The following is a 22,629-nucleotide window of genomic DNA, read 5'->3' as shown; positions in this document are numbered from 1 at the left end:
AACGCGCCTACGAGCTGGCGATGGCCGCTGCCCAGGCCGCGGCCGACAAGAAGGCACAGGACATCGTCATCATCGACGTGGGCGACCAGCTCGCGATCACCGACGCGTTCCTGGTGGCCTCCGCTCCGAACGAGCGGCAGGTCCTCGCCATCGTCGACGCCATCGAGGAGCGCCTGCTGGAGCTGCCGGAGAAGGCCAAGCCGGTCCGCCGCGAGGGTGAGCGGGGCGGTCGCTGGGTGCTGCTCGACTACGTCGACATCGTGGTGCACGTCCAGCACACCGAGGAGCGCGAGTTCTACGCGCTCGACCGGCTCTGGAAGGACTGCCCGCAGATCCCGTTCGTGGACCGCGACCTGGCCGACTCGGCCGCCGGCACCGCCACCGCCGAATGACCCGCCTGATCATCTGGCGGCACGGCAACACCGACTGGAACGCGCGGAGCCGCGTCCAGGGGCAGACCGACGTGCCGCTCAACGACCTCGGCCGGGAGCAGGCCCGCGCCGCCGCGTCGGTGCTGGCCGCGCTGCGCCCGGACGCCATCGTCGCCAGCGACCTGCGCCGCGCCGCCGACACCGCCGCCGCGCTGGCCGCGTCGACCGGGCTGCCGGTCCGTTCCGACCCACGGCTGCGCGAGCGGCACTTCGGGCAGTGGCAGGGCCTGGACCTGACCGAGGCCGCCGAGCGGTTCCCCGACGAGTTCGCCCGCTGGCGGGCCGGCGACCCCGACCCCGGCGCCGGCATCGAGAGCCTCGACGACCTGGGCGGGCGGCTCGGCGCCGCGTTCCGCGACGCGGCCGACCTGGCCACCGGCGGCACCGTGGTGGTCACCACCCACGGCGGCGGGGCCCGGCAGGGCATCGGCCACCTGCTCGGCTGGGACCACGTGGTGCTGCGCAGCGTCGGCTCGCTGGCCAACTGCCACTGGACCGAGCTGCGCCACGACGACGATCGCGGCTGGCACCTGCGCGCGCACAATGTCGGGCTGATCACCCAGCCGGCGCTCACCGACGCGGTCTGAGCCGGTCGGCCCCGGCGCGGCACCGCGACATCGGCTAGCGTGCCGGTCATGCCCGTAGCGGTCGTCACCGACTCCACCGCCTACCTGCCCCCCGAGCTGGTCCGCGCGCACCGGCTCACCGTCGTCCCGCTGACCGTCGTGCTCAACGGCGCCGAAGGGCTGGAGGGCATCGAGACCTTCCCGGCGGACGCCACCCGCGCGCTGGGTGCCCGACGCGTCTCGGTGAGCACCTCCCGGCCCGCGCCGGAACAGTTCGCGCAGGTCTACCGCGCGTTGCTCGCCGACGGCGCGGACGGCGTGGTCTCCGTGCACCTCTCCGCCGGGCTGTCCGGCACCGTGGACGCCGCCCGGCTCGCCGCCGCCGAGGTCGGCGACGACCGGGTCGCGGTGGTGGACAGCCGCTCCACCGGCATGGGCCTCGGTTTCCCGGCGCTCGCCGCCGCCTCGGCCGCCGCCGGGGGCGCCGACCTGACCGGGGTACGCGCGGCGGCGCTGGACGCGATCGACCGGACCACCATCTTCTTCTACGTCGACACGCTGGAGTTCATGCGTCGGGGCGGCCGGATCAACGCGGCCGAGGCGCTGCTCGGCACCGCGCTCTCGGTCAAGCCGATCATGCACATGCCGGACGGCGCGATCGTGGTGCGGGACAAGGTCCGCACCGCCAGCCGGGGCGTGGCGCGCCTGGTCGACCTGGCCGTCGAGGCGGCCGGCGACCACGACGTCGACCTCGGCGTGCACCACCTCGCCGCCCCGCAGCGCGCCGAGGCGTTGCTGGCGGCGCTGACCGAGCGGCTGGGGGACCGGCTGCACGACACGTACGTCACCGAGGCCGGCGCGGTGGTCGCCGCGCACGCCGGCCCCGGGCTGGCCTGCGTGGTCGTCCACCGCCGCCCGTGACGGTCCCGGTGGCGGGCGGTCACCGGGCACGCCGCGGTGGCCCGCACGCCAGGTCGGCCGGATGACCGCGCGGTCGTACGTCGTCACCGGAGGCGGGCGGGGCGTCGGTCGGGCCGTCGTCGAACGGTTGGCCGCCGACGGTGGCGCGGTGGTCGTGGTCGAACGGGACGACAGCGCGCTCGACTGGCTGACCGGGCATCCGGCCGCCGACCGGCTGCACGCCGTCACCGGGGACGCCGCCGACGAGGGGGTCACCGGCCGGGCCGCCGACCGCGCCGAGGCGTCCGCGCCGCTGGCCGGCTGGGTGAACAACGCCGCGGTCTTCCGCGACGGCGACCTGCACCGGGTGCCCGCGACCGAGGTGTTCGACCTGATCGCGGCCAACCTGCGCCCCGCCGTGGTGGGTGCCGGCACCGCCGTACGCCGGTTCCTGGCCGCCGGGAGCGGCGGCGCGATCGTCAACGTCTCCTCCCACCAGGCCCGCCGGGCGGTGCCGGGCGCCCTGCCGTACGCCACCGCGAAGGCCGCCGTGGAGGGGCTGACCCGGGCGCTCGCGGTCGACTACGGCCGGCACGGCATCCGCACCAACGCGGTCGCGCTCGGCTCGATCCACACCGAACGGCACGCCGCCTACCTGGCCGGGCTGGACCGGGCCGGGGTGGAGCACGTCGAGTCGGAGCTGGCCCGACTGCACCCGGTGGGCCGGATGGGGCGTACCGGGGAGGTGGCCGACGTGGTCGCGTTCCTGCTGTCGGAGGCGGCCTCGTTCGTCAACGGTGTGACGCTGCCGGTCGACGGCGGTCGGGCCGCGCTCGGGCTGGACCCGGAGGCCCGCTGACCGGCGCGCTCCTCCGACCCGTGACGGGAACGCCATGGCTGTCTCCGGCCCGTTTTGACAACAGCACATCGCCGGCATGATCGGGTGGTTGTCCACAACCGCCCTGCTGTCCACAGGCGCGGGTACGCGGGACAGCTCTCGGCCCGGCGTCGCCGCTAGCGTCCCGGCCGTGTCAGACGACGAGGAGACGACGGTACAGCGGAGGCTCGCCCGGCTGTTCACACCGGCGGCGGGCAGGGCTGCCGTCCCGGCTCCCGCCGGCAGCGCTCCGCGGGCCGCCCGGGCGGCGGTGCCCGAGCCGCCACCGGCGTACCTGTTCGCCGAGCCGGAGCGTCCCGGACCTCGACGCGGACACCCGGCGCCCCTGTCGGGGACACCGACGACGGACGATGCGGACGGGCCCCACGAGGACAGCCCGGAGCCGGAGGCCGGGCTCGGGCTGACGTCCCGGCTGCCCGGGCCGGGCGCGTTCGATCCGGGGCGGCGGGGCGTCCGCGTCCTGGCCGTGGTGGCCGCGATCGTCGTCCTGGTGGCCGCCGTCTGGGCGTGGCGATCCCGTCCGAGCGCCGAACCGGTCCGGCCGGCCGCGCCGGTCGGCGAGACGCCGGCCGGCGCGGCGACGCGGGTGCCGGTCGACGCGGCGACCGAGGCGGCCGACCTGGCGGGTCCGTCCGGCCAGGTGGTCGTCACGGTCGCCGGCAAGGTCCGCCGCCCCGGGCTGGTCCGGCTCCCGGCCGGCGCCCGGCTGGCCGACGCCCTGACGGCGGCCGGGGGAGCACTGCCCGGGATCGACGTGGCGTTGCTCAACCCCGCCCGGAAGGTCACCGACGGTGAGCTGATCCTGGTCGGCGTCACCGCCCCGCCCGGGCAGCCCGCACCCGGTCCGGCGGCCGGCGGCGGTGCGCCCGGTGGTCCGGCGGCCGGGCCGGTCAACCTGAACACCGCCACGCTGGCCCAGCTCGACGCGCTGCCCGGCGTCGGCCCGGTGCTCGCCCAGCGGATCCTCGACCACCGGGACCAGCACGGCGGGTTCCGGTCCGTGGCCGACCTCCGTCAGGTCGACGGCATCGGGGACGCCCGCTACGAGCAGCTCAAGACACTGGTGACGGTGTGAGCGCCGACGGTGGGGAGGCCGGGCCGGACCTGCGACTGGCCGGCTTCGCGGTGGCGGCCTGGCTCGCCGCGCTGGCCGGGCTGCACCTCTCCGTCCGGTGGACCGCCGGGCTGGCCGCCGTCGCCGCCGTGCTCGCGTTCGTCGCGGGCCTGCACCTCGGTGGCCTGCTGGGTCACCCCGTCGGCCCGGCCCGCCGGTACGGCTGGATCGCCGTCACCGTCCTGCTCGGGGCGCTCTGCGGGGCGGCGGCCACCGGGGCGCGGGTCGCGGTCCGCGACGCCGCCCCGGTCCGCGCACTCGTCGCCGAACGCGCGCTGGTCACCGCCGACCTGGTGGTCCGGGACGACCCCCGCCCGGTGCGCGGCGCGCCCGGCCGCGCGGCCACCCTGCTGGTCCGGGTCGAGCTGGTACGCCTCACCGGCGCCGCCAGCGGTCAGGTCACCGGCCCGGTGCGCGGTCTGGTGCTGGCCACCGACCCCGGCTGGCGGGGGCTGCTGCCGGGGCAGCGGGTCACCACCCGGGGACGGCTCGCCGCGCCGCGCGGCGGCGACCTGACCGCGGCGGTGCTCTCGGCCACCGGGCCGCCCACCCGGCACGGCGCCGCGTCGTGGCCGCAGCGGGCCGCCGGCGCGCTGCGGTCCGGGTTGCAGCGGGCCTGCCAACCGTTGCCGGACGCCCCGGGTGGGCTGCTGCCCGGCCTGGTGGTGGGCGACACCAGCCGGCTGCTGCCCGAGGTGGAGGAGGACTTCCGGGCCACCGGGATGACGCACCTCAACGCGGTGTCCGGGTCCAACGTGGCCATCGTCGTGGGAGCGGTGCTGCTGCTGGCTCGCTGGGCGCGCGCCGGTCCGCGTACCGCCGTGGCGCTCTGCGGCCTGGCGCTTGTCGGCTTCGTCATCCTGGTGCGACCCTCGCCGAGCGTGGTGCGGGCCGCGGCGATGGGGGCGATCGGGCTCGCCGCGCTGGCCGCCGGGCGGCCCCGGGCCACGCTGCCCGCCCTGGCCGCGGCGGTCGCCGGGCTGGTGCTGCTGGACCCGGATCTGGCCGGTGACCCGGGCTTCGCGCTGTCGGTCTGTGCCACCGGCGGGCTGCTGCTGCTCGCGCCGGGCTGGCGGGACGCGCTGCGTCGTCGGGGCGTACCGCCGGGACTGGCGGAGGCGTTGGCGGTGCCGGCCGCCGCGCAGCTCGCCTGCGGCCCGGTGATCGCCGCGCTGTCCGCGACCGTCAGCCTGGTGGCGGTGCCGGCGAACCTGCTGGTGGTGCCCGCTGTCGCGCCGGCCACGGTGCTGGGTGTGCTCGCCGCGGTGCTGTCACCGGTGTGGCCGGCCGGCGCGGAGTTCCTCGCCTGGCTGGCGAGCTGGCCGGCGCGTTGGCTGGTGGCGGTGGCGACCCACGGGGCCGGGCTGCCGGCCGGGAACCTGCCCTGGCCGGGCGGGGTGACCGGCGGCCTGCTGCTGACCGCCGTCAGCGTGGCGCTGCTGCTCGCCACCCGACGACGTCGGGCCCGACGGCTGGTCGCGGTCGTGGCGCTCGCCGTGGTGCTGGGCGCGCTGCCGATCCGGCTGCTCGCCTCCGGGTGGCCGCCGCGCGACTGGGTGGTGGTGGCGTGCGCGGTGGGCCAGGGCGACGCCGTGGTGCTGCCGGTCACCCCCGGCCGGGTCGTGGTGGTCGACGCCGGCCCGGAGCCGTCCGGCGTGGACGCCTGTCTGCGCCGCCTCCGCGTACGCGAGGTGTCGCTGCTGGTGGTCAGTCACTTCCACGCCGACCACGTGGGCGGGCTGGCCGGGGTGTTCCGGGGCCGGCGGGTCGGCGCGGTGGTGGGCCCGCCCTGGTCCGAGCCGCCCTACGGGGTGGCCCAGGTGCGCGAGGCGGCCCGTCGGGGTGGTGCGTCGCTCGCCCCGGCTTCGGCGGGTTGGCGCTGGCGGGCCGGCGCGGTGGAGCTGGCCGCGGTCGGGCCGCCGTACCCGCTGCACGGCAGCCGCTCCGATCCGAACAACAATTCCCTGGTGCTGACCGCCACGGTGGCCGGTGTGCGGATCCTGCTGGCCGGGGACGCCGAGACCGAGGAGCAGCGGGCATTGCTGGAGACGGTGCCGGCCGGCGCGTTCCGGGCGGACGTGCTGAAGGTGGCGCATCACGGGTCCGCCTACCAGGACCCCGACTTCCTCGCCACGGTGCGCCCGGCAGTCGCGCTGGTCTGCGTCGGTGTCGACAACGACTACGGGCATCCCAACCCCGGTCTGCTGGGGCGGTTGAGCAGGGGTGGCGCGCGGGTGATGCGTACCGACACCGATGGGGACGTGGCCGTCGTCCGGGCCGGAGTCGGCTTGGCGGTGGTGGCGCGCGGCACCGGGCCCGGACGGTCGCGCTGAAGCTCTGCCCGCCACACTGCCGTGGTCGCTGACAGACCCAGCCGCTGGTGTGGCCCGCTGACGACCAGGCGACCAACGGCGGTCAGGCGGGACAAAAGCCCTGGTCAGAGGATACTGCCGTGGGCCAAACCAGATGAATGTCGATAGATTTGTCTTATCTGGAATTTAGCCGGTCATCTATGGATTTGATCCCCCGGAGTGGGCCAACCTGGGGCCACCGTACGGGCGACCATGTCTCGACAAGCGAAGGGCATTCCAGCCATGAAGAACAAGAAGTTGATCCTCGCCGGCGCCGGGGCGGCGCTGGCCGGCGGCCTCCTGCTGGCCGTACCCCTGACTGCCGCCTCCGCCGACCCCGGCTCGACCGCGGCCGCCAAGTCGCAGGCGGCGATGGCTCCGATGTCCCAGCGGACCGGCACCTCCGTGTCGGTGTCGCCGGGGGCCAACGGGGTCGCCACCGTCACCTGCCCGTCCGGCACGATTGTGACCGGCGGTGGCGGCCAGACATCCGCCTTCGACATCTTCTTCACCGACTCCTTCGCCTCCGGCAACGGCTGGGCGGTGCGCGGCAGCAACCGGGGCGCGACGGTCCAGACCATCAGGGCCGTCGCCATCTGCATCGGCTAGTCGTGGCGACCAGGGGCCTCGTCGACGGCGTGACGGCCTGAGACCAGGCGAGACCTCCGGCGAGGCGTGCGGTGTCGACGCCCACGACCGGGCCGGAGGTCTCCTGGTCGCTGACGGTCCGGGAGGCTTCCCGGTCGGTGCGCGCGCTGGTCGACCGGACGAGCGCGGTGCTGCTGGACGCGGCAGAGCCGAGCGGGACTCATTCCCCCGCAGGGGGCGCCGCCGCTGTGAAGGCCGTCCGGGTCGGCGCCGGTCGGGCGGTGGTGGCGTGCGGTACCGGGCCGGGACGGTAGCGGTGAACGCGCTGGCGTTCTGTTGCGATAGGTGCGGGGATCAAGGGAAATGTCTGGATTTGCGTTGAGTGCGGGCTCGGCCGTCACAGTCCGCGATGAGCAGGCACGATCCGCCCCGAGGGCGTGCGAGTATGTGCGACGTGACCCCCGCCAGCCTGCCTCCCATTCTGCTCGTCCTCGGCGACGAGGAGCTGCTCGCCACGCGCGCGGTCTCCGACGCGGTCGCCCGGGCCCGCGCGGTGGACCCCGACGTGGACGTGCGGGAATACCAGGCCGGCTCGCTGGCGGTCGGTGAGATCGACGAGATGCTGAGCCCGTCCCTGTTCGGCGGTCGCCGCGTGCTGGTGCTCCGCTCCGGCCAGGACACCCGCAAGGACCTGTCCGCCGCGTTGCTGGCGTACGCGAAGAATCCCGACCCGGACGTGCATCTCGTGGTGTTGCACGTGGGCGGCGCCAAGGGCAGGGCGTTCGCCGACGGCCTGCGGTCGGCGGGCGCCACCGTGGTGCCGGCGGGCAAGCTCAAGGGGCACCGTGAGCGGGTCGCCTTCGTCCGGGACGAGATCCGCCGCCATGGCGGGAAGTGTGCCGAGGACGCGGCCGAGGCGCTGATCGCGGCCGTCGGCAACGACCTGCGTGAGCTGGCCGCCGCCTGCTCACAGCTCGTTGCCGACACCGACGGTCGGATCGACGCCGAGACGGTCGCCCGCTACTACCGGGGCCGGGTCGAGGTGACCGGCTTCACGGTGGCCGACGCGACGATGGTCGGTGACGTTCCGGGTGCCCTGGAGGCGCTGCGCTGGGCGCTGCACGTCGGGGTCGATCCGGTACCCATCGCGGACGCGCTCGCCGACGGCGTGCGGACCGTGGCCCGGGTCGCTTCGGCCGGACGGGGCAGCGCCTACCAGCTCGCCAGCAGCCTGGGCATGCCGGCGTGGAAGATCGAGCGGGCCCAACGCCAGGGTCGGGGCTGGACGCCGGAGGGCCTGGTCACGGCGATGCGGGCCGCCGCCGAGTGCAACGCGGCGGTCAAGGGCGGTGCCGACGACCGGGCGTACGCGTTGGAGCGGGCCGTCTTCTCGGTGGCCGCGGCCCGGCAGGGCGGCGCTCGGTGACCCGAGCGTGGCCGACCGTGCCGAGGGAAGAGGACCGTTACCGGCCTCTCTACGCCCGGGTGCTCGGCCTGCGCTTCGTCAACCCGGGCGGGGTGCTCTGCTTCCTCTTCTTCGAGGGCGCGGTGGCATTGGCCGTGCTGCTCTCGCTCGCCGAGTTGGTGAGCTGGTGGGCGGTGCTGGTGCTGCCGACCGCCGTGGCGGTCATGGTCAAGCTCAACGACGTGGTGGCCGAGATCGTGATCCGCACCGCTGCCCAGGTGCCCGACCAGGAGCGGGACCGCTTCCGCCGGCAGATGGAGCCGGTCGTCGGGCGGGCCCCCGTGCCGGCCACGGTCCGGGCGGTGTCCGATGGCCTGAGCCTGACCGGGGACAGCGCCACCCACTCGGCGGCTCCCTACCACCGGGCGGGGCGTTCGGTGCCGCCGCTCGACCGGTCCGAGGAGCGGGGCCGGCGGACCGCCTCCGAGATCACCTGGCCCGATCCCTTCCACTGACCGCCGCCCGCTCCGCCCAGCAGCGCCAGTCAGTCAGCAGCGCCAGTCAGTCAGCAGCGCCAGTCAGTTGGCAGTGCTACTCAGTCAGGCCGCGACCGATGCGGGTCGGTCGGCCGCGCCGCATCGGTCAGGCGACGCCCCCTGCGGGCCGCGGCCCAGCCAGCCCGGCCAGCCGGACCGCGTGCGCGCGCCTGACCCCGCCCTCGGCGGAGAAACGCGGACAGCCGGAAACCCCGAGGCGGTGGCCCCGGGGTTTCCGGTCAGGTCTGCGGTCTCGTCAGGCCGAGAACGAGGCGACGCGCTTGGCGATCGCCGACTTCCGGTTCGCCGCCTGGTTGGCGTGAATGACACCCTTGCTGGCGGCCTTGTCCAGCTTCCGGGTGGCCTCCTGCATGAGCACGGCGGCCTTCTCGGTGTCGCCCGCCTCGGCAGCCTCGTGGAACTTGCGGATGGCGGTCTTCAGCGACGACTTGACCGACTTGTTACGCAGCCGGCGCTTCTCGTTCTGCCGGTTGCGCTTGATCTGGGACTTGATGTTCGCCACGCGACAGCCTCGTCTTGATAGCTCGGGTTGGTCAGCTTGCGTACGCGACGAGCATGCGTCATCGCCGCGCGAATGGTCAGGCTACCAGGTCGTTCCCGGACGAGCCAAAACGCCTCCCGAACGCACCGGTCAGCGGGGGTGAGAAGGGGCCCCTTCTCTACCGGAAACGTTAAGAAGGGGCCCCTCCTTCGCCCCGGGCCCAGCCGCGGCGGGCGGTGAGCCAGGTGAGGGCCTGGGTGCCGCTCCACTGCTGGTGGGAGCGTAGGTGGGGGGAGACGGTGGACGGGTCGGCGGCGGCGCCGGTGAGGAAGTAGCCGGCTAGTGCGGCGAGGCTCACGTCGAGCGCGTCCGCGGGCGCCCCGGCGGTCGCCGGGTGGCGGGCGAAGGCGGCGTCCGCGTCGAGGCCGCTGGCGTACCCGGTGAGCAGCAGACCGGCCAGGTCGAACCAGGCGGGCCCGTGACAGAGCCAGGTCCAGTCGCAGAGCCAGGCGCGGCCGTCGGCGTCGATCAGGAGGTTGTCCACCCGCAGGTCACCGTGGGCCAGCCCGGGGGCGGCGTCGGCATACCCGGGAAGGCGGGACTCCAGCGCGACCAGCTCCGCCAGCGGGACGCCCGCCGCCGCCGCGGGCAGCGGTTCGCGGCCGGCGGCCACCTCGCCCCACCACAGGATGTCGTCCCGGGCCAGGTCGGCCAGGCGCGGCAGCCCGAGCGCGACGAGGTCCCCGGGCGGTTCGGCGAGCGCGGCGGCCACCTCGGCGTACGTGGCGAGGGCCGCAGCCAGCTCGGCCGGGTCCCAGGGCAGCCGGGGGGTGTGTCCGTCGATCGCGTCGAGCGCGAGCGCGTACCAGCCGGACCCGGTCAACGCCCAGCGCGGCCGGGGCACCGGCAGGCCGGCGGGGAGCCGGGCCAGGATCGCGGCCTCGTGGGCGTACCAGTCGACCAGGTGCCGCTGCCCGGCCAGCGCCGCCGCCTTGACGAACACCCGGTCGCCCCTCGGGCCGGTCAGCACGGCGGCGAAGCCGCGCGTGAAGCCGCCGCCGGCCACCCGGACCTCGGCCGGTGGGCCGCCGAGCCGGGCCGCCAGCGCGGCGCGCAGCCCGTCCGGCAGGTCGGCCCAGCCGGGTCGGTCGGCCGTCTCCCCGTACGGAACGGGCGGTAGCGAGATCGCACGCACCGCTCCATGCTGCCGCACCGCCACCACCGCCGGGTGCGGGCGGCGCGTCGGTGGGCTCTGCCAGACTGCCGACCATGAGGACCGAGGACTTCTGGCAGTTGATCGACCAGGCCCGGGCCAACGCCGGGGGAGAGGCCGACGCGGTCGCCGTGCGGGCGGTCGCGCTGCTCGCCGAGCGCGAGCCGGAGGAGATCGTCGGGTACGCCCACCACCAGCGGCGGGTGCTCGCCGCCTCCTACCGGGTCGACCTGTGGGGCGCGGCGTACCTGATCAACGGCGGTGCCTCGGACGACGGCTTCGAGTACTTCCGGGGCTGGCTGATGACGCAGGGCCGGGCCGTCTTCGCGCGGGCGGTGACCGAGCCGGATTCGCTGGCCGAGCTGCCCCGGGTGCGCTCCGCCGCGCTCAGCGGCGAGGAGTTCGAGTGCGAGCGGATGCTGTCGGTGCCCTGGGAGGCGTACCGGCAGGCCACCGCGTCCGAGTTGCCGGCCGACCGGGACCCGGTGAAGGTGCCGGACCTGAACGACTTCTGGGACTTCGACGACGAGGAGGAGGCCCGCCGCCGGCTGCCCCGGCTCGCCGCGCTCTTCGTCGAGCCGCCGGCGGAGTGACGCCCCGCCGGGCGGCGGGTGGCCGGGCAGTGCCGGGGGAGCCCGGGCGCGCGCCGGACGACGTGGGAGCATAGAGGGGGCCGGCGGCGCGCCGGCCCGCTCACGTCAGCCGACCAGAACGGACCGCTGTGCCACCGAAGCTCGATCCCGGCGCGAACGCTCCTGGTGCCACCGACCCGGCGCGCATCCGGAACTTCTGCATCATCGCCCACATCGACCACGGGAAGTCGACCCTGGCCGACCGGATGCTGCAGCTCACCGGCGTGGTCGACCCCCGGCAGATGCGCGCGCAGTACCTGGACCGGATGGACATCGAGCGCGAGCGCGGCATCACCATCAAGAGCCAGGCCGTCCGGATGCCGTGGACGATCCGGGAGGGTGACCGGACCGGCGAGACCGCCGTGCTCAACATGATCGACACTCCCGGCCACGTCGACTTCACCTACGAGGTGTCCCGCTCGCTGGCCGCCTGCGAGGGCGCGGTGCTGCTTGTCGACGCCGCGCAGGGCATCGAGGCGCAGACCCTCGCGAACCTCTACCTGGCGCTCGAGAACGACCTGCGCATCATCCCGGTGCTCAACAAGATCGACCTGCCGGCCGCCCAGCCGGAGAAGTACGCCGAGGAGCTGGCGCACCTGATCGGCGGTGACCCGGCGGACTGCATCCGGGTCTCCGGTAAGACCGGTGAGGGCGTGCCGTACCTGCTCGACGAGATCGTCCGGCAGTTCGTGCCGCCGGTGGGGGAGGCCGACAATCCGGCCCGCGCGATGATCTTCGACTCGGTGTACGACGTCTACCGCGGCGTGGTCACCTACGTCCGGGTGATCGACGGTCGCATCTCGGCCCGGGACCGGATCAAGATGATGTCCACCGGCGCGGTGCACGAGCTGCTGGAGATCGGTGTCATCTCGCCGGAGATGGTGAAGGCCGACGCGCTCGGCGTCGGCGAGGTGGGATACCTGATCACCGGCGTGAAGGACGTCCGCCAGTCGCGGGTCGGTGACACGGTCACCATCAACGGCAACCCGGCCAAGGAGGCGCTCGGCGGCTACAAGGACCCGAAGCCGATGGTCTACTCGGGCCTCTACCCCATCGACGGCTCGGACTACCCGAACCTGCGTGAGGCGCTGGACAAGCTCAAGCTCAACGACGCGGCGCTGGTCTACGAGCCGGAGACATCCGGCGCGCTGGGGTTCGGCTTCCGCTGCGGCTTCCTCGGCCTGCTGCACCTGGAGATCATCCGGGAGCGGCTGGAGCGGGAGTTCAACCTCGACCTGATCTCCACCGCGCCGAACGTGGTCTACCGGGCCATCACGGAGGACGCCCAGGAGATCGTGGTGACCAACCCGAGCGAGTACCCGACCGGCAAGATCGCCGAGGTGTACGAGCCGACCGTGCGGGCCACCGTGCTGACGCCGAACGACTACGTCGGCGCGGTGATGGAGTTGTGCCAGGGCCGCCGGGGCAACCTGCTCGGCATGGACTACCTCTCCGCCGACCGGGTGGAGCTGCGCTACACGCTGCCGCTGGCCGAGATCATCTACGACTTCTTCGACCAGCTCAAGAGCCGCACCAAGGGGTACGCCTCGCTCGACTACGAGACCTCCGGCGAGCAGGCGTCCGACCTGGTGAAGGTGGACATCCTGCTGCACGGTGAGCCGGTGGACGCGTTCAGCGCCATCGTGCACAAGGAGAAGGCGTACAACTACGGCACCACGATCGCGGCGAAGCTGCGGTCGCTGATCCCCCGTCAGCAGTTCGAGGTGCCGATCCAGGCGGCCATCGGTAGCCGGGTGATCGCCCGGGAGACGATCCGCGCGATCCGCAAGGACGTGCTCGCCAAGTGCTACGGCGGTGACATCAGCCGGAAGCGCAAGCTGCTGGAGAAGCAGAAGGAGGGCAAGAAGCGGATGAAGATGGTGGGCCGGGTGGAGGTTCCCCAGGAGGCCTTCATCGCGGCGCTCTCGTCCGACTCCGGCGACGGCAAGCCGGCCGGCAAGAAGTAGCCCCGCAGCCCACGAAACCGGCCGGCATCCTCCGTCGAGGGTGCCGGCCGGTTCGCGTACTCAGGAAATTTTCAGCTCGCCGGAACCGCTCCCACCTGCGGGTTTCGGGTCTTCGAGCCGGCGGCGGCCGGCGCGGCGGGGATTCGGTCGGTTTCGGTTTTCGGCCGGTCGGGAACTTAGCGGTCACGACAGCAACCGCACAGAACGTGCGAAACCGCTTATAGGAGGACCGACCGTGGAGTTCACCGTCTGGGGCATCATCACCGCGCTGATCGTCGGCCTGATCGTCGGCGCGCTGGGCCGGCTGGTCGTGCCGGGCCGGCAGAACATGCCGATGTGGCTGCACATGCTGATCGGTGTGGGCGCCGCGCTGCTGGGCACGATCGTCGCCCGGGCGTCCGGCTTCGCCGACACCGCCGGCATCGACTGGCGCGAGCTGCTGCTGCAGGTGCTCTTCGCCGCCATCGCCGTGGCCCTGGTGGCCGGGGTCGGTCGTCGGCGGGGCGTCACCCACCACTGACCGCGTACCAACGCGCCTCGACGGGCGCCCGGCCGACCGGCCGGGCGCCCGTCGCCGTTTCGCATTGAAGCCGGTCGGTTCGCCAACGGTGGGGACGACGGCAACCCTGGCCGGACTTTGGGGGGGAAACCCCAGCTCACGGTAGAGATGAACAATTCGTCACCGGAGTCGGTTTGGATATTTCGCGGCTCGGGAACTTAGCGGTCACGACAGAAACCACACGACATCGTGTGACTCGATCTGAAGGAGGAGGGCGACCATGGAGCTCACCGTTTGGGGCATCATCACGGCGCTGGTCGTTGGTCTGATCGTCGGCGCGCTGGGCCGCCTGGTCGTGCCGGGCCGGCAGAACATGCCGATGTGGCTGCACATGCTGATCGGCGTCGGCGCCGCGCTGCTGGGCACGATCGTCGCCCGGGCCTCCGGCTTCGCCGACACCGCCGGCATCGACTGGCGCGAGCTGCTGCTGCAGGTGCTCTTCGCCGCCATCGCCGTGGCCCTGGTGGCCGGCGTCGGCCGTCGGCGGAGCGTCTCGCGCTACTGACCCCCACCACGACGCTCGACGGGCGCCCGGCCACCGGCCGGGCGCCCGTCCGCGTACTCCCGCTTTGACCTGCCCGGACGGCACCCCTGCCGGCCGGGCGTTCGGCTGCGATACGGTCGCCTCGGCCGCCCGCCCGGACCACCCCCTGTTGTAAAGGAAATTTTCCTACTAAGGTGCGGCGGAGAAGGTTAGTGCCAAACGGCCCTGAGGGAGATATGGCGTGAACAGGTGGAAGCGGCTGGCTCCGGTCACCGCCATCGTGGCGTCGGCCGCGCTGGTGCTGACCGGTTGCGGTGGCTCCGGCGACGATGACAAGGCCGCCGACAACAGCAAGCTGACGGTCTGGATGATGGGCGAGGGCGGCGACGCCCAGACGAAGTTCCTCGACACGGTCGAGGCGGAGTTCAAGAAGAAGCACCCCGAGACCGACGTCGTGGTGCAGTACATTCCCTGGCTCGAGGCGCCGAAGAAGTTTCAGGCCGCGCTCGCCGGCGGCGAGGGCCCGGACGTCACCGAGCTGGGCAACACCGAGACCCAGGGCTGGGCCGCGCAGGAGGCCCTGGCCGACGTGACGGACAAGTTCAACGGCTGGTCCGAGGGCAAGGACATCCTGCCCGACCTGGTGAAGAACGCCCAGCTCGACGGCAAGCAGTACGGCGTGCCGTGGTACGCCGGCGTGCGCGCCGTCTACTACCGCACCGACTGGTTCGCCGAGGCGGGTGTGAAGCCGCCGACGAACTGGGACGAGATGGTCGCCGCCGCGAAGGCCGTCCAGGCCAAGAAGCCCGGCACCTACGGCATCGCCCTGCCCGGCAACTCCGAGCTGCCGTTCTACTCCTTCCTCTGGGGTGCCGGCGGGGAGATCGCCACCAAGGACGGCGACAGCTGGAAGTCCGGCTACAACACGCCCGAGGCGCAGAAGGCGGTCAAGTTCTGGACCGATCTGGTGACCGTGCACAAGGTCGCCCCGCCGGCCGCCGCCGGCTGGAACGAGGTCGACGCCCGGACCCAGTTCGCCACCGGCAAGGCCGCCATGGCGTTCGCCGGTAGCTGGCAGGGCGGCGCGATGAAGAAGGACAACCCCGACATCGAGAAGGTGTGGGGCACGTTCCCGATTCCCGGCCCGGACGGCAAGCCCGCCCCGGCGTTCGCCGGCGGCTCCGACATCGCGGTCTGGAAGGACAGCGAGCGGTCGGCGCTGGCCTGGGACTACATGACCGTGCTGCTGAGCAAGCAGAAGGATCAGGAGTTCGCCAGCAGCCTCGGCTTCTTCCCGGTCTACCAGGACCTGGTCAGCGGCGGGAACTACGCCAACGACAAGGTGATGGCCGCGTTCGCGACCGCCATCCAGAACACCAAGCTGACCCCGCTCACCCCGAAGTGGGTCGAGGTCAGCCGCACCAAGACGGTGACCCAGGCGATGAACAGCTCGGTCATCAAGGGCCAGAAGACGGTCGAGAAGGCAACCGCCGACGCGGCCACCGAGATGGAAAGCATTCTCAACGCCAAGTGACAACGCTGACCAAGGCCACCGGCGAGGCCGCCGCGCGGGAGAACCCCGCGCGGCGGCGCCGCCGAAAGGTGGACCGCCTCCCGTACCTGTTGCTCCTGCCCTGCCTGGCGATCATCGCCGTGCTGTTGCTCTGGCCGCTCGGCCAGGTCGTGATGATGTCCTTCTACAAGCTGGACAGCGTCCGGCAGCTCCGGGGGGACCGCGAGTGGCCCTGGGTCGGCCTGGCCAACTACGCGCAGATCCTCGGCGACCCGTTCTTCCGGACCGTGCTGCGCAACACCGTGCTCTTCGCGTTCGCCAACGTGGCGCTCACCATGGTGCTCGGCACGCTGGTCGGGCTGCTGCTCAACCGGCTCGGCAAGAAGATGGCCACGTTCGTGGCGAGCTGCGTGATGCTCGCCTGGGCCACCCCGGCGCTGACCGGCACCATCGTCTGGAAGTGGATCTTCGACGACACGAGCGGCCTGGTCACCTGGCTGTTCAACAAGCTGCCCGACGGCCTCTCCACGACGCTGTTCGGGCGTAGCGACTGGACCGGCTACGGCTGGTTCAACGACCCGCTGCTGTTCTTCGGCATCCTGACGCTGGTGGTGGTCTGGCACTCGTTCCCGTTCATCGCGGTGAGCGTGCTGGCCGGGCTCAAGAGCGTGCCCACCGAGTTGCAGGAGGCGGCCCGCGTCGACGGCGCCGGGCCGTGGCGCGTCTTCTGGTCGGTCACCTTCCCGATGCTCCGGCCGGTCTTCGGCATCCTGGTGGTGCTCTCCACGATCTGGGACTTCAAGGTCTTCACCCAGCAGTTCGTGCTGGCCGGCGGCACCCAGGACCGGTCGACGTTCATGCTGTCGATCTACTCGTACGCGGAGGCGTTCTCGCCGCCACCCAAGTACGGCCTCGGCTCGGCGATCGCCGTCATCCTCACCGTGATCCTGCTCGCGGTGACCGCCCTGTACGTCCGCATGGTGCTCAAGCAGGAGGACGAGTCGTGAAGAAGATCGCGCTCAACGGCGCCGGCCTGCTGGTCGCGCTCTTCGCCGCGTTTCCCGTCTACTGGATGATCGCGACGTCGCTGAAGCCCAACCGGGAGATCTTCTCGGCCACGCCGCGCCCGGTGCCGGCGGAGCCCACCCTGGAGCACTACCGGGAGATCCTCACCGGCAACCTGATCCCCGGCGTGACGTTCCTCGACTTCTTCCTCAACAGCGTGCTGGTCGCGGTGGCCACCGTGTTGCTGAGCGGGCTGGTGGCACTGCTCGCCGCGACCGCGGTGGCCCGGTTCCGGTTCAAACTGCGCACCAGCTTCCTGATCCTGCTCCTGGTGGTGCAGATGATCCCGCTGGAGGCGCTTGTCATCCCGCTGTTCCTGATGATCCAGCGGCTCGGCCTCTACAACACGCTACCCAGCCTGATCCTCACCTACCTCGGCTTCTCGCTGCCGTTCGCGGTCTGGATGCTGCGCGGCTTCGTCGCGGCGGTGCCGAAGGAACTGGAGGAGGCCGCCGCGATCGACGGGGCCAGCCGGGCGCAGACGTTCCGCAAGGTGCTGTTCCCGCTGGTCGCGCCCGGCCTGGTGGCGACCAGCATCTTCTCCTTCATCACCGCCTGGAACGAGCTGATCTTCGCGTTGACGTTCATCAACGACCAGCAGCGGTACACGCTGCCGGTGGCGATGACGTTCTTCTTCGGTCGGGACGACACCGCGTGGGGCTCGGTGATGGCCGCGTCCACGCTGTTCACGCTGCCGGTGATCATCTTCTTCCTGCTGGTCCAGCGCCGGATGGTCTCCGGGCTGGTCGCCGGCGCGGTGAAGGGCTGATCCCCGGTCGACCTCGATGACGGGCCGTCGGCGGGACGCCGGCGGCCCGTCGCCGGCTCAGGTGCTGGCTCAGGTGTCGGCGAAGACCTCGGCCAGCACCTGCGTCGCCGGGTCACCCTTCACCCGGCCCCAGGTGCCCTGCTCGGCGGTCCACTCCAGGCTGCCGAAGCGGACCCGCTTCACGCCGTTGTCGTCGGCGTGCGAGACCAGCCAGTGCGCGTAGCGCCAGCCGTCCCGGTCGTCACCGGCCGGCACGGTCAGCCCGGTCAGCGTCGTCGCCGCGGTCAGGCGGGGCAGGCCCCAGTCCAGCGTCAGACCCTCCAGCACCGCGCTGGCGGCGGCCGGGCCCCGCAGCGTCGGAGTCGAACCGACCGTGCAGGCCACCGCGCCGGTCGCCTGGCCGAGCAGCGCGCGGGTGAGGACCTCCGACTCGTCCGCCCACTTCTGGTACGCCTCGGGGTAGGCCGACCGCTGCACCCGCTGGGCGGCCTCGGTGACCCGCATCCGTTCCCAGCCCTTGACCTTCTTCAGCGCGGCGTAGAACTTCCGGGCCGCGTAGCGCGGGTCCTGGATCTCCTCCGGCGTGCCCCAGCCCTGGCTCGGGCGCTGCTGGAACAGGCCGAGCGAGTCCCGGTCGCCGTGCGCGATGTTGCGCAGGTGCGACTCCTGGTAGGCGGTCGCCAGCGCCACCACCACCGCGCGCTCGGGCATCTGGCGCTGCACGCCGATGGCGGCGATGGTGGCCGCGTTGGCCATCTGGTCGGCGCCCAGCACCACCTCGCCGTCGGCTTGGACGGTGCAGGTCCGGCTGGCCAGCGGCAGCCGCAGGTGGTGACCGAACTGCTTGGTCACGAACCAGATCGCGAGCAGGGCCAGCACGCACACCACCACACCAGATGCCACGATCGCCGGTCGCGTCCGCACCCGCACCCCCTGTCCTGACAGTCCGCCCAGCGTACGTCGCCCGTCCCACTTTCCGGCTCGGCCGACCGGCCTGCTCGCCGCCGCGTCACCGCCCCGTGACGGGTCGCTGTCAAGCGGGGGCCCCGCCTGTACCGGAGGCGTCAACCGGGGGCCCCGCCTGCTATTCGCCGGTGGGCACCCACGCCGCCGGACGCTTCTCGCGGAACGCGAGCACCCCCTCCCGCCCCTCGTCGGAGAGGAAGTACCCGGTGGAGAGCGCCGCCAACGCGGCGATCTCCGCCCGCAGGTCGGTGGCGGCCGGCCGGCGCAGCAGCTCCTTCGCCCCGGCGAGGGCCTTCGGCGCGCCCTTCACCAGCGCCACGCGGTAGCGCTCCACGGCGGCGTCCAGCCCGTCCGCCGGCACGGCGGCGGTGACCAGGCCGATCTCGGCGGCCCGCCGGCCGTCGAACGTCTCCCCGGTCAGGTACAGCTCGGCGGCGGCCCGCGGGCTCAGCCGGGGCAGCACGGTCGCCGAGATCACCGCCGGGATCACGCCGATCCGGACCTCGGTGAACGCGAACGTCGCCTCCTCGGCGCAGACCACCAGGTCAGCGGCGGCGATCAGGCCCAGCCCGCCGGCCCGGGCCGGCCCGGCCACCTTCGCCAGCACCGGCTTCGGGCACTCCCGCACGGCGACCAGCACGTCGCCGAGCATGCCGGCCGGCACGGTCCCGCTGGCGTACGCGGCGGCGGTCTCCTTCAGGTCGGCGCCGGAGCAGAAGACCGGGCCGGTGTGGTCCAGCACGATCGCCCGGACCGTGTCGTCGGCGACCGCCGCGGCCAGCCCGGCCAGCAGCTCGGTCATCAGCGGCGTGGAGAGCGCGTTGCGGTTGTGCGGGCTGTCCAGGGTGAGGGTGGTCACCCCACGGGCCGTGGCGACCCGTACGAGAGCGTCCGGAGAGGTCATGCCGGGCACACTAGTGGCCATGCCCGGCGTCCTTCCAGAAGGCGAACCCGTCCCGCGCGACGGGTCGCTGCCCGCCACCGCCCGCCGCGCCGTCGGCGCCCGCGGCTTCGGCGTGTACGTGCACGTCCCGTTCTGCGCCAGCCGGTGCGGTTACTGCGACTTCAACACGTACACCGCCGCGGAGCTGGGCGGCGGGGTGAGCCGGGAGACGTACGCCGACAGCGTGCTGGCCGAGCTGGCGCTCGCCGGCCGGGTGCTCGGCAACTCCCCGCCGCCCCGGGTGGACACCGTCTTCGTCGGCGGCGGCACACCCACCCTGCTGCCCGCCGACGACCTGGCCCGGATCCTGGACGCCGTCGACCGCACCTGGGGGCTGGCCGCCGACGTCGAGGTGACCACCGAGGCCAACCCCGAGTCGGTCACCCCGCAGTCGCTGAAGACGCTGCGGGCGGCCGGCTACACCCGGATCTCGCTGGGCATGCAGTCCGCCGCGCCGGGCGTGCTCGCCGTGCTCGACCGGCGGCACAGCGCGGGCCGGGCCACCGCCGCCGCCGCCGAGGCCCGCGACGCCGGGTTCGACCACGTCAACCTGGACCTGATCTACGGCACGCCGGGGGAGACCGCGGACGACTTCGCCGCCTCGCTAACCCAGGTGGTCGACGCCGGCGTGGACCACGTCAGCGCGTACGCCCTGATCGTGGAGGACGGCACCCGGCTGGCCGCGCGGATGCGCCGGGGCGAGCTGCCGTACCCCTCCGACGACGTGGCGGCGGACCGCTACCTGGCCGCGGAGGCGGCCCTGCACGGGGCCGGTTTCTCCTGGTACGAGGTCTCCAACTGGGCCCGCTCCGAGGCGGCCCGGTGCCGGCACAACCTGCTCTACTGGACCGGCGCCGACTGGTGGGGCCTGGGCCCGGGGGCGCACAGCCACGTCGGCGGCGTGCGCTGGTGGAACGTCAAGCACCCGGCCGGGTACGCGGAGCGGCTGGCCGGCGGCGCCTCGCCGGCGCTGGCCCGGGAACGGCTCACCGCTGACGAGCAGCACATGGAGGACGTGATGCTGCGGCTGCGGCTCGACTCCGGGCTGCCGCTGGACGTGCTGGACGAGGCCGGCCGGGTCGGTGCCGAGCGGGCCCGGACCGGCGGGCTGCTGGACGCCGACGCCTACGCGGACGGTCGCGCCGTACTCACGCTGCGCGGTCGACTGCTGGCCGACGGCGTGGTCCGCGACCTGCTGCCCTGACCGGTCCGGCCGGCCCCGCCGCGCGGGACCGGCCGGCGGCTGTCACTTGATCAGGCTGGCCGACATCGGGTAGCGGTAGAGCTGCCCCTCGTTGGCCTTCACGCCGGCCAGGATGCCGAAGATGATGCCGACGATCATGGCGCCGAAGCCGATCACCAGGCCGATCAGGATGCAGGTGAGGATCCAGCCGACCAGCGCGATGATCGACCAGATGAGCTGGAAGTTCAGCGCGGCGACCGCGTGCGCCCGTACGGTCGGGGACTGGTTGCCCCGGGCCAGCAGCGCCACCAGCGGCGCGACCCAGCCCAGCACGCCGCCGCCGATCAGCATTCCGGCCGCGCCGCCGAAGTGCGCCACCAGGGCCCAGGTCTTGTCGTCGTTGTTGGCGTAGCCGGCCGGCGGGCCGTAGGAGCCGCCGGCGGGGTAGCCGCCGCCCGGCGCGCCGTAGCCCGGGGCGCCGCCGCCGGGCGCGCCGTAGCCCGGCGTGTCACCACCGGGCGGGGGGTAGCCGCCCGGCGGGGGATAGCCACCCGGCGGAGGCTGGCCGCCCGGGGGCGGATAACCGCCGGGCGGGGGATAGCCGCCCCCGCCCGGCGCCCCGGACAGTGGTGCGGTGGGGGGCTCGTCGGCAGGCGAGGAGCCGTACGGCGCCGACGGCGGGAACGGGTCGGGCTGGGGGCCGGGGTCCCCCGCTCCGGGAGGGCGAGGAGGTTCAGTCATGGACGTCACGGTAGGTCCCGGGGGCAAGCGGCACCAGGGCTGTTCGGCCTCGACGCGCCGTACTGTGCGCCGGACCGCATCCGAGGTCCGGCGCTGATCATCGCGTCGGCGGGGCTGCCGACGTAGACTGGCACTCGCTACAGTCGAGTGCCAGTTGCCCGCCGGATGCCGCGCGTCACCCGGCCGAGGTGCGTCAGGAGGTGGGGAGATGGGTCTCGACGACCGCAAGCTCGCCGTGCTGCGCGCCATCGTCGAGGACTACGTCGCCACGCAGGAACCGGTGGGCAGCAAGGCCCTGGTCGAGCGGCACCAGCTCGGCGTCTCACCGGCGACCGTGCGCAACGACATGGCGGTGCTGGAGGAGGAGGGCTACATCCGGCAGCCGCACACCAGCGCCGGCCGGGTGCCCACCGACCGTGGCTACCGCCTCTTCGTCGACCGGCTCTCCCGGGTCAAGCCGCTCAGCCCGGCCGAACGCCGGGCGATCGAGCGCTTCCTGGTCGGCGCCGTCGACCTCGACGACGTGGTGCACCGCACGGTCCGGCTGCTGGCCCAGCTCACCCGGCAGGTGGCCGTGGTGCAGTACCCGAGCCTGGCCCGGTCCAAGGTGCGCCACCTGGAGCTGGTGCCGATCTCCACCACCCGGCTGATGGTCGTCATGATCGCCGATACCGGGCGGGTCGAGCAGCGGCTGGTCGAGCTGCCCGCCCCGGTCCCCGCCGAACACGTGACCGACCTGCGCCGGCTGGTCAACGAGAAACTGGTCGGCAGCCAGCTCGCCGAGACGCCCCCGCTGGTGCAGGCGCTTGTCGAGGAGTCCGCGCCGCACCTGCGCCCGGCCATGACGACGCTCTCCACCGTGCTGCTGGAGACGCTCGTCGAGCGGTCCGAGGAACGGATCGCGCTGGCCGGCACCGCCAACCTCACCCGGGGCGGCCTGCTCGACTTCCAGGGCTCGCTGCGCCCCATCCTCGAGGCGCTCGAAGAGGAGGTCGTGCTGCTCAAGCTGATCGGCGAGACCGAGCCGAGCAACACCACCCGGGTGCTCATCGGCGACGAGAACGAGATCGACAATCTGCGGGCCGCCTCGGTGGTCAGCACCGGTTACGGCCCGGGTGCCACGATCGTCGGTGGGCTCGGCGTGCTCGGGCCCACCCGGATGGACTACCCCGGCAATATCGCCATGGTGAGGGCCGTGGCACGCTACGTGGGCGAACTGCTGGCCCAGAACTGACCAGTCAGGGCCGACGGCCGGGAACGGCCGGCGACCGGCGACGCGAGACGAACATGAGGACACCAGACG

General features: G+C 73.2%; 23 protein-coding genes. 18 read left to right on the top strand and 5 right to left on the bottom strand.

All coding sequences use genetic code 11. The annotated features are described in order from the left end of the window. The first annotated feature begins 20 nt into the window (after positions 1 to 20). The 9 genes from rsfS to ACZ6O5_RS21510 all read left to right on the top strand — a co-directional run bounded on the left by rsfS (position 21) and on the right by ACZ6O5_RS21510 (position 8,768). A complete protein-coding gene (gene rsfS / locus ACZ6O5_RS21550) occupies positions 21 to 392 on the top strand; it encodes a ribosome silencing factor (protein WP_107155880.1) in 372 nt (123 codons plus the stop codon). Further along, a complete protein-coding gene (locus tag ACZ6O5_RS21545) occupies positions 389 to 1,018 on the top strand; it encodes a histidine phosphatase family protein (RefSeq protein ID WP_465979515.1) in 630 nt (209 codons plus the stop codon). Before rsfS ends, ACZ6O5_RS21545 begins: the two co-directional genes overlap by 4 nt. A 48-nt stretch (positions 1,019 to 1,066) precedes the next feature. Continuing rightward, positions 1,067 to 1,918 (top strand): DegV family protein, encoded by an 852-nt coding sequence (locus ACZ6O5_RS21540; RefSeq protein WP_465979513.1) that lies wholly within the window; start codon positions 1,067 to 1,069, stop codon positions 1,916 to 1,918. A gap of 61 nt (positions 1,919 to 1,979) precedes the next feature. Beyond that, positions 1,980 to 2,756, top strand: coding sequence for an SDR family NAD(P)-dependent oxidoreductase (locus tag ACZ6O5_RS21535; protein ID WP_465979511.1), 777 nt, complete (start codon positions 1,980 to 1,982; stop codon positions 2,754 to 2,756). A 169-nt stretch (positions 2,757 to 2,925) separates the two neighbouring features. Continuing rightward, positions 2,926 to 3,870, top strand: a complete 945-nt coding sequence (locus ACZ6O5_RS21530) for a ComEA family DNA-binding protein (protein ID WP_465979510.1) — start codon at positions 2,926 to 2,928, stop codon at positions 3,868 to 3,870. Then, complete coding sequence (locus ACZ6O5_RS21525) at positions 3,867 to 6,242, top strand: ComEC/Rec2 family competence protein (protein WP_465979508.1); 2,376 nt, start codon at positions 3,867 to 3,869, stop codon at positions 6,240 to 6,242. Before ACZ6O5_RS21530 ends, ACZ6O5_RS21525 begins: the two co-directional genes overlap by 4 nt. Before the next feature lie 261 nt (positions 6,243 to 6,503). After that, the gene (locus tag ACZ6O5_RS21520; RefSeq protein WP_465979506.1) at positions 6,504 to 6,869 is read left to right on the top strand and encodes a hypothetical protein; all 366 of its coding nucleotides are present in this window, start codon (positions 6,504 to 6,506) and stop codon (positions 6,867 to 6,869) included. A gap of 424 nt (positions 6,870 to 7,293) precedes the next feature. Next, entirely contained in the window at positions 7,294 to 8,274 is a 981-nt protein-coding gene (gene holA / locus ACZ6O5_RS21515; RefSeq protein ID WP_465979504.1) for a DNA polymerase III subunit delta, read from the top strand. Then, positions 8,271 to 8,768, top strand: a complete 498-nt coding sequence (locus tag ACZ6O5_RS21510; protein ID WP_465979502.1) for a hypothetical protein — start codon at positions 8,271 to 8,273, stop codon at positions 8,766 to 8,768. The genes holA and ACZ6O5_RS21510 overlap by 4 nt, the downstream gene beginning before the upstream one ends. 277 nt (positions 8,769 to 9,045) lie before the next feature. Here ACZ6O5_RS21510 and rpsT read toward each other — a convergent pair whose 3' ends face one another. Beyond that, on the bottom strand, positions 9,046 to 9,312 hold the full coding sequence (gene rpsT, locus ACZ6O5_RS21505) for a 30S ribosomal protein S20 (protein WP_089158054.1): 267 nt from the start codon (positions 9,310 to 9,312) through the stop codon (positions 9,046 to 9,048). Between the two features lie 169 nt (positions 9,313 to 9,481). Beyond that, positions 9,482 to 10,486, bottom strand: coding sequence for a phosphotransferase family protein (locus ACZ6O5_RS21500; protein ID WP_465979500.1), 1,005 nt, complete (start codon positions 10,484 to 10,486; stop codon positions 9,482 to 9,484). Positions 10,487 to 10,560: 74 nt separating this feature from the next. On the opposite strand from ACZ6O5_RS21500, the gene ACZ6O5_RS21495 reads away from it, so the two are divergent. The 7 genes from ACZ6O5_RS21495 (at position 10,561) to ACZ6O5_RS21465 (ending at position 17,493) form a co-directional block, all read left to right on the top strand. Next, positions 10,561 to 11,097 carry a DUF4240 domain-containing protein gene (locus ACZ6O5_RS21495; protein ID WP_465979498.1) on the top strand — a complete coding sequence of 179 codons (537 nt, stop codon included), beginning with the start codon at positions 10,561 to 10,563 and terminating at the stop codon, positions 11,095 to 11,097. 128 nt (positions 11,098 to 11,225) lie between these two features. Next, positions 11,226 to 13,103 carry a translation elongation factor 4 gene (lepA, locus tag ACZ6O5_RS21490; protein WP_465979496.1) on the top strand — a complete coding sequence of 626 codons (1,878 nt, stop codon included), beginning with the start codon at positions 11,226 to 11,228 and terminating at the stop codon, positions 13,101 to 13,103. A 235-nt stretch (positions 13,104 to 13,338) separates the two neighbouring features. Further along, positions 13,339 to 13,623, top strand: coding sequence for a GlsB/YeaQ/YmgE family stress response membrane protein (locus ACZ6O5_RS21485; RefSeq protein WP_343445592.1), 285 nt, complete (start codon positions 13,339 to 13,341; stop codon positions 13,621 to 13,623). A 259-nt stretch (positions 13,624 to 13,882) separates the two neighbouring features. Beyond that, complete coding sequence (locus ACZ6O5_RS21480) at positions 13,883 to 14,167, top strand: GlsB/YeaQ/YmgE family stress response membrane protein (protein ID WP_465979494.1); 285 nt, start codon at positions 13,883 to 13,885, stop codon at positions 14,165 to 14,167. Between the two features lie 220 nt (positions 14,168 to 14,387). Further along, on the top strand, positions 14,388 to 15,680 hold the full coding sequence (locus tag ACZ6O5_RS21475; RefSeq protein WP_465979492.1) for a sugar ABC transporter substrate-binding protein: 1,293 nt from the start codon (positions 14,388 to 14,390) through the stop codon (positions 15,678 to 15,680). Then, the gene (locus tag ACZ6O5_RS21470; RefSeq protein WP_425787482.1) at positions 15,677 to 16,666 is read left to right on the top strand and encodes a carbohydrate ABC transporter permease; all 990 of its coding nucleotides are present in this window, start codon (positions 15,677 to 15,679) and stop codon (positions 16,664 to 16,666) included. Before ACZ6O5_RS21475 ends, ACZ6O5_RS21470 begins: the two co-directional genes overlap by 4 nt. Then, a complete protein-coding gene (locus ACZ6O5_RS21465; protein WP_357300924.1) occupies positions 16,663 to 17,493 on the top strand; it encodes a carbohydrate ABC transporter permease in 831 nt (276 codons plus the stop codon). Before ACZ6O5_RS21470 ends, ACZ6O5_RS21465 begins: the two co-directional genes overlap by 4 nt. A gap of 69 nt (positions 17,494 to 17,562) precedes the next feature. Here ACZ6O5_RS21465 and ACZ6O5_RS21460 read toward each other — a convergent pair whose 3' ends face one another. Both ACZ6O5_RS21460 and ACZ6O5_RS21455 read right to left on the bottom strand, forming a co-directional pair. After that, positions 17,563 to 18,423: a hypothetical protein gene (locus tag ACZ6O5_RS21460; RefSeq protein ID WP_405090821.1), complete on the bottom strand. Its 861-nt coding sequence runs from the start codon at positions 18,421 to 18,423 to the stop codon at positions 17,563 to 17,565. A 154-nt stretch (positions 18,424 to 18,577) separates the two neighbouring features. Next, positions 18,578 to 19,363: an enoyl-CoA hydratase-related protein gene (locus tag ACZ6O5_RS21455; protein ID WP_465979489.1), complete on the bottom strand. Its 786-nt coding sequence runs from the start codon at positions 19,361 to 19,363 to the stop codon at positions 18,578 to 18,580. Positions 19,364 to 19,382: 19 nt separating this feature from the next. On the opposite strand from ACZ6O5_RS21455, the gene hemW reads away from it, so the two are divergent. Beyond that, entirely contained in the window at positions 19,383 to 20,606 is a 1,224-nt protein-coding gene (gene hemW / locus ACZ6O5_RS21450; protein ID WP_465979585.1) for a radical SAM family heme chaperone HemW, read from the top strand. Positions 20,607 to 20,648: 42 nt separating this feature from the next. Here hemW and ACZ6O5_RS21445 read toward each other — a convergent pair whose 3' ends face one another. Next, positions 20,649 to 21,326 carry a DUF4870 domain-containing protein gene (locus ACZ6O5_RS21445; protein ID WP_465979487.1) on the bottom strand — a complete coding sequence of 226 codons (678 nt, stop codon included), beginning with the start codon at positions 21,324 to 21,326 and terminating at the stop codon, positions 20,649 to 20,651. A 208-nt stretch (positions 21,327 to 21,534) separates the two neighbouring features. Here ACZ6O5_RS21445 and hrcA point away from each other — a divergent pair, with 208 nt between their 5' ends. Beyond that, complete coding sequence (gene hrcA / locus ACZ6O5_RS21440) at positions 21,535 to 22,560, top strand: heat-inducible transcriptional repressor HrcA (protein ID WP_465979485.1); 1,026 nt, start codon at positions 21,535 to 21,537, stop codon at positions 22,558 to 22,560. Positions 22,561 to 22,629: the final 69 nt, after the last annotated feature.

This window comes from Micromonospora sp. NPDC049201, assembly GCF_055586805.1.
This window is presented reverse-complemented; position numbering and strand designations above follow the sequence as displayed.

Bases quoted from the DNA above. Each gene is read 5' to 3' on its own strand.
- rsfS (WP_107155880.1), top strand. From the start codon at position 21: ATGGCCGCTGCCCAGGCCGCGGCCGACAAGAAGGCACAGGACATCGTC.
- ACZ6O5_RS21545 (WP_465979515.1), top strand. From the start codon at position 389: ATGACCCGCCTGATCATCTGGCGGCACGGCAACACCGACTGGAACGCG.
- ACZ6O5_RS21540 (WP_465979513.1), top strand. From the start codon at position 1,067: ATGCCCGTAGCGGTCGTCACCGACTCCACCGCCTACCTGCCCCCCGAG.
- ACZ6O5_RS21535 (WP_465979511.1), top strand. From the start codon at position 1,980: ATGACCGCGCGGTCGTACGTCGTCACCGGAGGCGGGCGGGGCGTCGGT.
- ACZ6O5_RS21520 (WP_465979506.1), top strand. From the start codon at position 6,504: ATGAAGAACAAGAAGTTGATCCTCGCCGGCGCCGGGGCGGCGCTGGCC.
- holA (WP_465979504.1), top strand. From the start codon at position 7,294: ATGTGCGACGTGACCCCCGCCAGCCTGCCTCCCATTCTGCTCGTCCTC.
- ACZ6O5_RS21495 (WP_465979498.1), top strand. From the start codon at position 10,561: ATGAGGACCGAGGACTTCTGGCAGTTGATCGACCAGGCCCGGGCCAAC.
- ACZ6O5_RS21480 (WP_465979494.1), top strand. From the start codon at position 13,883: ATGGAGCTCACCGTTTGGGGCATCATCACGGCGCTGGTCGTTGGTCTG.
- ACZ6O5_RS21455 (WP_465979489.1), bottom strand. From the start codon at position 19,363: ATGACCTCTCCGGACGCTCTCGTACGGGTCGCCACGGCCCGTGGGGTG.
- hemW (WP_465979585.1), top strand. From the start codon at position 19,383: ATGCCCGGCGTCCTTCCAGAAGGCGAACCCGTCCCGCGCGACGGGTCG.
- ACZ6O5_RS21445 (WP_465979487.1), bottom strand. From the start codon at position 21,326: ATGACTGAACCTCCTCGCCCTCCCGGAGCGGGGGACCCCGGCCCCCAG.
- hrcA (WP_465979485.1), top strand. From the start codon at position 21,535: ATGGGTCTCGACGACCGCAAGCTCGCCGTGCTGCGCGCCATCGTCGAG.